This is a genomic window from Allobosea sp. P1_A7, assembly GCF_056406775.1.
Map to the genome: position 1 here is coordinate 1 of NZ_JBFTZN010000210.1, position 10,274 is coordinate 10,274.

The 10,274-nt window shown below is 65.1% G+C and carries 10 protein-coding genes; 3 read left to right on the forward strand and 7 right to left on the reverse strand.

Annotated features, from left to right (window positions below; all coding sequences use genetic code 11):
- The 3 genes from AC1D34_RS27405 to AC1D34_RS27415 all read left to right on the forward strand — a co-directional run.
- The coding region (locus tag AC1D34_RS27405; protein ID WP_476825901.1) for a GTP-binding protein at positions 1 to 684 on the forward strand (684 nt) is incomplete at its 5' end.
- Complete coding sequence (locus tag AC1D34_RS27410; RefSeq protein ID WP_441505514.1) at positions 681 to 1,778, forward strand: NAD(P)/FAD-dependent oxidoreductase; 1,098 nt, start codon at positions 681 to 683, stop codon at positions 1,776 to 1,778. The genes AC1D34_RS27405 and AC1D34_RS27410, both read left to right, overlap by 4 nt.
- Positions 1,779 to 1,795: 17 nt before the next feature.
- Positions 1,796 to 2,209, forward strand: coding sequence for an NUDIX hydrolase (locus tag AC1D34_RS27415; RefSeq protein ID WP_476770024.1), 414 nt, complete (start codon positions 1,796 to 1,798; stop codon positions 2,207 to 2,209).
- Positions 2,210 to 2,321: 112 nt separating this feature from the next.
- On the opposite strand, the gene AC1D34_RS27420 is transcribed toward AC1D34_RS27415, so the two are convergent.
- From AC1D34_RS27420 to rplI, 7 genes are all read right to left on the reverse strand, one after another.
- Positions 2,322 to 3,065: an SDR family NAD(P)-dependent oxidoreductase gene (locus AC1D34_RS27420; protein ID WP_441491857.1), complete on the reverse strand. Its 744-nt coding sequence runs from the start codon at positions 3,063 to 3,065 to the stop codon at positions 2,322 to 2,324.
- A gap of 12 nt (positions 3,066 to 3,077) precedes the next feature.
- Complete coding sequence (purF, locus tag AC1D34_RS27425; RefSeq protein WP_476775416.1) at positions 3,078 to 4,550, reverse strand: amidophosphoribosyltransferase; 1,473 nt, start codon at positions 4,548 to 4,550, stop codon at positions 3,078 to 3,080.
- A 42-nt stretch (positions 4,551 to 4,592) separates the two neighbouring features.
- The gene (locus AC1D34_RS27430) at positions 4,593 to 5,276 is read right to left on the reverse strand and encodes a CvpA family protein (RefSeq protein WP_476825902.1); all 684 of its coding nucleotides are present in this window, start codon (positions 5,274 to 5,276) and stop codon (positions 4,593 to 4,595) included.
- Positions 5,277 to 5,383: 107 nt separating this feature from the next.
- Positions 5,384 to 6,781: a DNA repair protein RadA gene (gene radA / locus AC1D34_RS27435; RefSeq protein WP_441491854.1), complete on the reverse strand. Its 1,398-nt coding sequence runs from the start codon at positions 6,779 to 6,781 to the stop codon at positions 5,384 to 5,386.
- 6 nt (positions 6,782 to 6,787) lie between these two features.
- Complete coding sequence (gene alr / locus AC1D34_RS27440; RefSeq protein ID WP_476770022.1) at positions 6,788 to 7,921, reverse strand: alanine racemase; 1,134 nt, start codon at positions 7,919 to 7,921, stop codon at positions 6,788 to 6,790.
- On the reverse strand, positions 7,918 to 9,405 hold the full coding sequence (locus tag AC1D34_RS27445; protein ID WP_476825903.1) for a replicative DNA helicase: 1,488 nt from the start codon (positions 9,403 to 9,405) through the stop codon (positions 7,918 to 7,920). The genes alr and AC1D34_RS27445 overlap by 4 nt, the downstream gene beginning before the upstream one ends.
- A gap of 166 nt (positions 9,406 to 9,571) precedes the next feature.
- A complete protein-coding gene (gene rplI / locus AC1D34_RS27450; protein WP_441491852.1) occupies positions 9,572 to 10,138 on the reverse strand; it encodes a 50S ribosomal protein L9 in 567 nt (188 codons plus the stop codon).
- Between the last annotated feature and the right edge of the window lie 136 nt (positions 10,139 to 10,274).

Here is a 10,274-nt window from a genome sequence, read left to right on the forward strand (position 1 = left end):
GAGTGGCGCAGCCGCCCGGTCAAGCTCTTCGACACGGCGGGCATGCGCAAGCGCGCCCGCATCGAGGAGAAGCTCGAAAAGCTCTCGGTCGCCGATGCGCTTCGGGCCATTCGGTTCGCCGAAGTCGTCGTCGTCCTGCTCGATTCGACCATTCYCTTCGAGAAACAGGACCTGACGCTGGTCGACCTGACCGAGCGCGAAGGCCGGTCGGTTGTCATCGGGCTGAACAAGTGGGATCTCGTTGCCGACAAGCAAGGCCTGCTGGCCGAGCTCAAGGAGAAGGCGAACCATTTGCTGGCGCAGGTGCGCGGCGTGCAGATCGTTCCGCTGTCTGGTCTGGCGGGCGAGGGTATCGACCGGCTGATGCAGGCTGTCTTCGCCAGCTATGACGTCTGGAATCGCCGCGTCTCCACGGCGCGGATCAACCGCTGGCTCGAAGGCGTGCTCTCGGCTCACCCGCCTCCGGCCGTCGCCGGACGCCGCATCAAGATCCGCTATATGACGCAGGCAAAGGCGCGCCCGCCGACTTTCGCGCTGTTCGGCAACCAGCTCGACCATTTGCCGGTGTCCTATACGCGCTATCTCGTCAACAATCTGCGCGAGGCATTCGAGCTGCCGGGCACACCGATCCGCCTGCATACGCGCGGCGGTGACAATCCCTACGATCGCAACAAGCGCAAGTGAAGGTCACCGTCGTCGGCGCGGGCATTGGCGGCCTTGCGACGGCCTGGGCTCTCAGCGGACGTGGCCATGACGTAACGCTGCTCGAGCAGGCGCCGGTGATTCCCAATCCCTACGCCGCCTCGGGCGACCAGCATCGCATCATCCGTCGCGCCTATGGCAGTGCCGATGGCTATGCCCGCACCATCCCGGAGGCCTTCGCGGCATGGGACGAGATGTGGGCTGATCTCGGCCGGTCCCACCTCGCCAATTGCGGCGTTCTCGGCGTCTCGCTGCAGGAGGGCGACGAGGGCGAGCAGTATCGCGACGGGCTCGACCGGACGTCACAGCCTTATACGCTGCATGCGCCTGCCGAAGCCGCGACGCGCTGGCCCTTTCTCGATGCGGCAAGCCTCCGCTACGCCTATTTCAGTGCCGACGGCGGCGCTCTCTTTCCGGCACGGATTGCGGCGGATCTGCTCCGACTTCTGGCGGAACGCGGCGTCGCGATTCAGGCCAATGCGCGTGTTTCTGCCGTGGAGCCGGATGCCGGCGTCGCCATCCTTGACGATGGGGCGCGGATTGCTGCCGACCAGGTCGTGGTGACGGCTGGGGCCTGGGTGCTGCGCCTGTTCCCGGAACTCGGCGATGCGCTGAAGACCTACCGCACTGCGGTCGTCTATCTCGATCCGCCCGGGGATCTCCGTGACGCCTGGCAGCGTGCGCCTGCCATGGTCAGCGTCGGTGGCGACAGACACGGTTACATCCTGCCGCCTGTGGACGGGACCGAACTGAAGCTGGGCGCAGGAATCCATCGCCGCCCGAGAGAGCCCGACGAGGAGCGCGAGCCTCGTCCCGGGGAGGGCGAGCAGATCCGCGACTATTTTGCCCCGCCGCTCGCTCGGCTCGATGAGTATCGCGTCAAGCGTACCGCGACCTGCGCCTATACCTTCACCGAGGATGGCACATTCTTCGCGCGCCGGATTGGCAAGGCGCTCGCGGTCTCCGCATGTTCGGGGCATGGCTACAAATTTGGCGCCGCGGTCGGTCGACGGGTCGCGACTGCTCTGGAGAGCGGAGACGACGCCGCATTGTTCCGCTGGTTGCGGGCGGAGTAGGCCAGATGGAGGGGCGGATGCTCGAGACGGTCAGCGCCCTGTTCGTCAGCCCGGAAAACAAGGTTCTGCTCGGCTTGAGGGCATCCTGGAAGCGCGCATGGGCCGATCACTGGGATGCGATCGGTGGCCGGGTCGAACCGGGGGAAGGCCTCCAGGAAGCGCTTCTGCGCGAATGCCGTGAGGAAGTTGGCCTTGTCCCGACACGGTATCAGCTGGTGCTGTCGGAGCCGGAGCGCTTTCCGGAGCGCAATGGCGAGGCGCTGCACCACATCTACGTCGTGCATGCCTGGGCGGGCGGGGACGCGGTCAACCTCTGCGACGAGCATGTCGAGATACGCTGGTTTACGCTCGACGAGATGGCGGCGCTGCCAAACCTCACCATCCCCGATCTGATCACGCTGGCGCGTGCGGCGCCGCGCGCGGGAGACTGATTGCTCTCGAGCAGGGCATCAGACCGAAAAGTGGAATCCACCTCTCGGGGAAAATCCGATGCTGCCTAAAGAGAGGGATCGCCACTTTGCGCCCCCCAGGACGCGCGCCAATTTAGGCCGGCATTTGCGGGCTCAGTACCTTGCCCTGCGGAAAATCGAAAATCTTGCCGGTCTCCGCCCAATCGGGCGAGGCCAGGCGTACGAGATGCGGAGCGAGGTCTTCCGGGGTCTTCAGCGTCAGCGGATCCTCGCCCGGCATCGCTTCTTCCCGCATGCGGGTGCGCAGGGGGCCGGGGTTGACGATCATCACCTTGAGCGGGGTCGTCACGGTCTCGGCTGCATAGGTGCGCGCCATGGCCTCGACGGCCGCCTTCGAGATCGAGTACGGGCCCCAATAGGCCAGGCACTTATGCGCCGCACCTGACGACATCACGATGACCCGGCCCGAATCCGAGGCCTGCAGGGCCGGTTCGACCGATTTGATCAGGCGCCAGTTGGCCGTGACATTGGTTTCGAACACCTTGGCCCATTCCTTCGGCGAGGCATGGGTGAGCGGGGTCAGGGGGCCGAGGATGCCGGCATTGGCGAGCAGGATGTCGAGTTTGCCCCAGCGCTGCAGCAGAGCGGGGCCAAGCTTCTCGATCGCAGCCGCATCGCCGAGGTCGACAGGAACCAGCGTCGCACTGCCGCCAATGCCCTGAATCTCATCATCGAGTTCTTCAAGCGCGCCGGAGGTTCGCGCCAGAGCAACGACATGGGCGCCGGCATTGGCGAAGGCGAGGGCTGCGGCGCGGCCAATACCGCGCGACGCGCCAGTGACGAGCGCGACGCGCCCTGCGAGAGGCTTGGTCATCATAGACTCTTGTGATCAGCCGGCTTCGGCCAAGAGGGACAATTCCTGCTTGGCGCTCTCGCCGATGACGTCGGTCAGCGAGGTCGGGTAGTCGCCGGTGAAGCAATGGTCGGTGAATTGCGGCCGGGCGGGATCGCGCCGTTCATGCCCCATGGCGCGGTAAAGACCGTCGACCGAGAGAAAGGCGAGCGAATCCGCGCCGACGAACTGGCGCATCTCCTCAAGGGTATGCGTTGCCGCCAGCAGCTTCTCGCGGTCGGGCGTGTCGATGCCGTAGTAGTCGGGATGGGTGATCGGCGGCGACGAGATGCGGAAATGCACCTCGCGCGCTCCAGCCTCGCGCATCATCTTGACGATCTTGAACGAGGTCGTACCGCGCACGATCGAGTCGTCGACCAGAACGATACTCTTGCCCTCGACCACGCTGCGGTTGGCCGAATGCTTCAGCCGCACGCCGAGTTCGCGGACCTTCTGGGTCGGCTCGATGAAGGTGCGCCCGACATAATGGTTGCGGATAATGCCGAGCTCGAAGGGAACGCCGCTTGCCTGGGCAAAGCCCAGCGCCGCCGGCACGCCCGAATCCGGTACGGGCACGATCACATCGGCATTTGCCGGCGCTTCCGAGGCCAGCTGCGCGCCCATGCGCTTGCGACGTTCATAGATGCTCTGGCCCTTCACGATCGAGTCCGGCCGGGCGAAGTAGATATACTCGAAGATGCAGGGGCGTTCCGCAACCGGCGGGAAGGGCTTGTGGCTCTCGATGCCGTCCTCGGAGATGACGACGACTTCGCCGTTCTCGACCTCACGGACGAACTTGGCGCCGATGATGTCGAGCGCACAGGTCTCGGAGGTCAGGATCGGTGCCCCGTCGAGCTCGCCGAGCACGAGCGGGCGGATGCCCAACGGATCGCGAGCGCCAATCAACTTCTTGTTGGTGATGCCGACGAAGGCATAAGCGCCCTCGATCTGGCGGATGGCATCGACAAAACGATCGATGAAGCGGGTCTTGCGGCTGCGGGCGACAAGATGGAGCAGCACCTCCGTATCGGAGGTCGACTGATAGATCGCACCGTCACGGACAAGGTTGCGGCGCAGCGTCAGGCCGTTGGTGAGGTTGCCGTTATGCGCAACGGCAAAGCCGCCGCCATGCAGCTCGGCGAAGAGCGGCTGGACGTTTCGGAGGATCGTTTCCCCCGTTGTCGAATAGCGCACATGACCGATCGCCTGCGCGCCCTGGAGATTGTCGATGACCGAGGCTTCCGAAAACGCATCGCCGACAAGGCCGAGACGCCGCTCCGAATGGAAGCGCCTGCCGTCGAAGGTCACGATACCAGCCGCTTCCTGGCCACGATGCTGGAGAGCATGCAGGCCGAGCGCGGTCAGCGCGGCGGCATCGGCATGACCGAAGATGCCGAAGACGCCGCATTCCTCGCGCAGCCGGTCGGCATAGGGATCGAAGGCGTCGTGGGTCTCGGGTTGAGACGTCATTACGGGCTCCATACGCTGTAACACGGCTGCGTTACGCTCCAATTACGGACGAGTTTGGGCAGGCGTTCCCGGGCGGGTGCCTTCGATCGCACGCTGTAGCGCCTGGCGGTCGTTGGCGTTCGGCACTTCAGTGCGGCGCTGCGGGTCAGCGGTCGGGCTCGCCGGTGGGCGCGGCTCCTCGGCCGGCGCCTCGGCGGGCTCTTCGCCGGTCTTGGGCTTCAGCAGCTTCTTGACGAAGTCAGAATTGATGTCCTGCGGCAGCATCGTCAAAAGCGAGCGGCCGGTCTCTTCGAGGATCGGCTTGGCCTTGGCGTCCTTTGCCCAGGTCGGGAGATTCTTGTCGCCCATCAGCGCGGTGAAGAACACGTAACCGATCACCGCCAGCAGCAGCCCGCGGGCGGCGCCGAAGACAAAGCCGAGCGTCCGGTCGAGCGCGCCGATACGCGAGTCGAGGACGAAATCGGAAATCCGGGCAGTCACGAGCGACACGATGATCAAGGTTACCAGGAACAGGGCCGCGATCACGGCGACCAACGCGATGGTCTGGTTCGGGATATGTTGCTGCGCCAGCGGCAGGAACTGGGGATGAAACACCCAAGCCACCACAGCTGCCGTCGCCCAGGACGCGATAGCCAACACTTCTCGTGTCAGCCCGCGCACAGCGGCCAGCAACGCCGAGATCAGAACCACGCCGATGACGACGAGATCGAGGATTGTGACAGGCATGTAGGAAGCCGCTTCTCTAGCATCTAGGGGTGGCCCGCAAGAAATGGGCTGGCCGCAACGATTTTGCTATACGCGTTCGAAGGGGTTCCGTCACCCTTGGGGGCGGTTCATTTCACATCCCTGCGAGGAGCGCGAGCCGCGATATCGGCGACGAGCTCCGCAACATGCCCGAAACGGCGCAGTCCCAGCCCGCTGCCATCGCCGAAATCTGCTCCACCTGCGGGAAAGAGTGCAGCCTCGAAGCCGAGCTTGGCAGCCTCGCGCAAGCGGGCAGCCGTGACGGAAACCGGACGAATCGCCCCCGACAGTGCGATCTCGCCAAAATAAACGCCTTCGGCCGGCAGAATCGCTCCGGTCAGCGAGGAGATCAGCGAGGCGGCAACCGCCAGATCCGCGGCCGGCTCGTTGACCCGCAGGCCGCCGGCTACGTTGAGATAGACATCATGCTGGCCGAGCCTTAGGCCGCCATGGGTTTCGAGCACGGCAAGCACCATCGCGAGACGGCTGTTCTCCCAGCCGACGACAGCGCGCCGCGGCGTGCCAAGTGAGGTCGGCGAGACCAGCGCCTGGATCTCGACCAGCACCGGCCGCGTGCCCTCAACTCCGGCGAAGACCGCGGCCCCAGGGGCGGCCTGATCCCGGCCCGCCAGGAAAAGGGCCGATGGATTGGTGACTTCCGACAATCCCTTGCCGGTCATCTCGAAGACGCCGATCTCGTCAGTTGCTCCGAAGCGGTTCTTCTGCCCGCGCAGGACGCGGAAGGCATGTGCGCCTTCGCCCTCGAAGGAGAGAACGGCGTCGACCATATGCTCGACCACACGCGGCCCGGCGATCTGACCGTCCTTAGTGACATGGCCTACGAGGATCAGGCAGGCGCCGCTGGTCTTGGCATAGCGGATCAATGCCTGGGCCGAGCCTCGTACCTGCGTCACTGTGCCCGGCGCGCTTTCAACCTCGCCCGACCACATGGTCTGGATCGAATCGATCACGACGAGGGCCGGACGCTGACCCTGATTGAGGGTGGCGACGATGTCCTCGACATTGGTTTCTGCAGCGAGGTCGACCGGCGCATCGGCGAGGCCCATGCGTTCGGCCCGCAGGCGGACCTGCCCGGTCGATTCTTCGCCCGAGACATAGACGACGCGATGGCCGCCATTGGCGAGCGCCGCACAAGCCTGCATCAGCAGGGTCGATTTGCCGATGCCGGGATCGCCGCCGATCAACAGCACAGAGCCGGGCACGAAACCGCCACCGGTGACGCGGTCGAGCTCACCGATGCCGGCGACAATGCGGGGAGCATCCTGTGTCTCGCCTTTGAGCGTCTCGAGCGCAAAGACACGGCCCCGCGCGCGGCCGTTCGACGAGCCGCGTCCGCCCGGCACCGGCGCAGCCTGCGCTTCCTCGCTGAGCGACGACCATGTGCCGCAGGCGTCGCATTTGCCCTGCCAGCGATGATAGACTGCGCCGCAGGCTTGGCAGGTATAGGTTGGACCGCGTTTCGCCATTCGGCACTAGAGCCCGACATAGCGGCGCGCATAGCGCCCGCCCAGCCCGGTCAGGATCTCGTAGCCGATGGTCTTGGCTCCAGCGCCCACCGTCTCGATGTCGAGCGGCCCGCCGATCAGCGTCACCGGCGCGCCCCGCACGGCGGCAGCGGCAGGCGCATCCGTGACATCGATGATGATCAGGTCCATCGAAACCGTGCCGACGAAGGGGCAGGTAACGCCGCCAACGATCGCCGAACCGCCGGTGCTGCTATCCGTCCAGCTCGCATTGCGCGGGTAGCCATCGGCATAGCCGAGGCAGATCGTGGCGAGCTTGCGCGGCCCCGGTGCGGTCCAGCGGCCGTTATAGCCCACCTGCGTGCCGGCCTGGACCTCGCGCAGTTGGAGAATGCGTGCCTCCAGCCCGATGACAGGCTGCATCGGGTTCGGCTGGTTCGGCGTCGGGTTGCCGCCATAGAGTGCGTAGCCCGGCCGGGTGAGCTGATAGGATGGGACATCCTTGAGGAAATGACCCGAAGAGTTCTTCAGCGAGGCGGGAATGCCGGGGAAGGCGGCTGCAATATCGGCGAAGGCTGCGGCCTGTCGCGCGTTGGCTGGATCGGCCTCATCCTCGGATGAGGCGAAATGCGACATCACAAGACCGATGCCTGCGGCCGTGATCGTGCCTGAGCGCTCACGCGCGAGGTTCAAGCCTTCGCCGGCCCAGAGCCCGAGCCGGTTCATCGCGGTGTCGACATGCAGTGCCGCCGACCTGACCGCGGCTCCGCCCTGGCGGAAAGCGGCCCATTCGAGCAGTTCTTCATGCGAACCGAGCACCGGTGACAGGCCGTGCAGGGCAAAGTGGCCGCAGGTTTCCGGCAAGAGGCCGTTCAGCACATAGATCGCCGCGTCCGGATCCACGGCTCGTGCCCGAATGCCCTCGGACAGATGGGCGACGAAGAACGTCCGGCAGCCGGCCTTGGCGAGAGCTGTGACCGCTGGCTCGATGCCGATGCCATAGGCGTCGGCCTTGACCACGGCGCTGGTCTCGGCCCCGCTGGCACGCTGTCCGAGCGCACGCCAATTCGCTACCAGCGCCCCGAGATCGATCGTCAGTGTCGCGCCGGCCATGCCGGCATCCGGGGTATCGAAGGCGGTCATATCTGTTCCGGCAAATGGGCTTCTTCGGCGCGGTCKGAGAAGCGTGTGACGTCGGCATCGAACTGCAGGGCGATGGTGCCGGTCGGGCCGTGACGCTGTTTGCCGATGATCAACTCGGYGAGACCATGGGCCACCTCCATCTCGTTGAGCCAGGTCGCATGTTCCGGCGTGCCGGCACGCGGTTCCTTGCCCTTGAGGTAATATTCCTCGCGATAGACGAACATCACGACGTCAGCGTCCTGCTCGATCGAGCCCGATTCGCGCAGGTCCGAGAGCTGGGGCCGCTTGTCGTCGCGGTTCTCGACCTGGCGCGAGAGCTGCGAGAGCGCGATGATCGGTACCGAGAGTTCCTTGGCCAGCGCCTTCAGGCTGGTCGTGATCTCGGTCAGTTCCTGCACGCGGTTCTCGCCCTTCTTGGCCGAGCCCGAGAGCAGCTGGAGGTAGTCGATGAAGAGAGCATCGAGCCCCTTCTRGCGCTTCAGCCGTCGCGCGCGCGCCATCAGTTGGGCGATCGAGAGGCCACCGGTCTGGTCGATATAGAGCGGCAGTTTCTCGATCTGGTTTGCGACATCGGCCAGCCGCGCGAAATCGCCTTCGGAGATGCGGCCCTGCCTGATCTTGTATGACGAGATGCCCGATTGTTCGGCGACGATACGGGTCGCGAGCTGGTCGGCCGACATTTCGAGTGAGAAGAAGGCGACGATACCGCCGTCGACGGRTTTGAGCGAACCGTCATCCTGTCGCTCGCCGCGCCAGGCCTTGGCGATGTTGAACGCGATATTGGTCGCAAGCGAGGTCTTGCCCATGGCCGGGCGACCGGCCAGCACGATCAGGTCCGAGCGCTGCAGGCCGCCCATGCGCGCGTCGAGATCGCGGAGGCCGGACGAGATGCCTGAGAGACCGCCGGCGCGCTGGTAGGCGCTCGCCGCCATGTCGATCGCGAGGCGAAGCGCGCCATCGAATTTCTGGAACCCGCCCTCGTAGCGGCCCTTCTCGGCCAGTTCATAGAGCCGACGCTCGGCTTCCTCGATCTGCTCGCGAGGCGCCATCTCGACCGGTGCGTCATAGGCGACGTTGACCAGATCCTCACCGACGCCAATGAGCAGGCGCCGGATGGCGAGTTCGTAGATGGTGCGCCCGTAATCCTGCGCGTTGATGATGGTCGTGGCCTCGGCCGCGAGGCGCGCGAGATATTGCGAGGCCGTGATGCCGCCAAGATCGATCTCGGCGAGAAATGTCTTCAACGTGATCGGCGTCGCGATCTTGCCCGCTCGGATCAAACTCGCGGTCAACTCGAAGATGCGCTGGTGGATCGGCTCGAAGAAATGGTCCTGCAGCAGGAAGTCCGAGACGCGGTAGAACGCGTCGTTATTGACCAGGATTGCACCCAGCAGCGCCTGCTCAGCCTCGATATTATGGGGCTGGACGCGATACTCCGCCTCTTGACTGTCGAGACGGGCAACGAGGGCGGTGGCAGTGGCCATGATCTGCGGGCAAGCTCGGCTGAGATGAGTCGGATAAAATGTACTCTAGCACCCTGACGCCCGATGCCAGCAGGCAATGCGGCTTCCTCCCGATCTTCACACCCCTCCAACGAAAAGGGCGCCGTGTTGCCACGGCGCCCTTGACTCATGGTTAGACGAGGTCGTCTCAGCGATCGTCGTTGTCGCCGGCCTCGGCCAGTGCCGCGCCGACCTCGAGACCGAGATCGTCGAGATCGAACTCCTCGCGAGCCGTGACGTTCTCACCGCGGACCTGGCGCTCGGCCTCTTCAGCGGAACGGGCGATGTTGATGGTGACGGTGACCGAAACCTCAGGATGCAGCACGACCGGAACGGTGTGMAGACCGAGCGTCTTGATCGGCGCGTTCAGGGTGATCTGGCTACGGTCGACGCTGAAGCCGTCCGCGGTCAGGGCCTCGGCGATGTCGCGGGTCGAGACCGAACCGTAGAGCACGCCGGACTCGCCCGACTGACGCAGCATCACGACCGAGTGGCCGTTCAGCGTCTCGGCGACCGAATCGGCCTCCTTCTTGAGCTCGAGATTGCGGGTCTCGAGCTGGGCGCGCTGCGTCTCGAAGCGCTTCCTGTTCTCTTCGGTGGCGCGCAGCGCCTTGCCGCGGGGCAGCAGGAAATTACGGCCGAAGCCGTCACGCACGCGGACGACTTCGCCCATCTGGCCGAGCTTGGCGACGCGTTCGAGCAGGATCACTTCCATTGGTCTTCTCCTTCTTGTGTTTGATGTCAGGCGTTAGGCATGGGTGGAACGGTGGGTGGGGCCTTTCGGCGCCCCAGCAGAGAATCGACGATGCCGGCAAGCGACAGCAGCGGTGTCAGCAGGGCCTGCATGATGA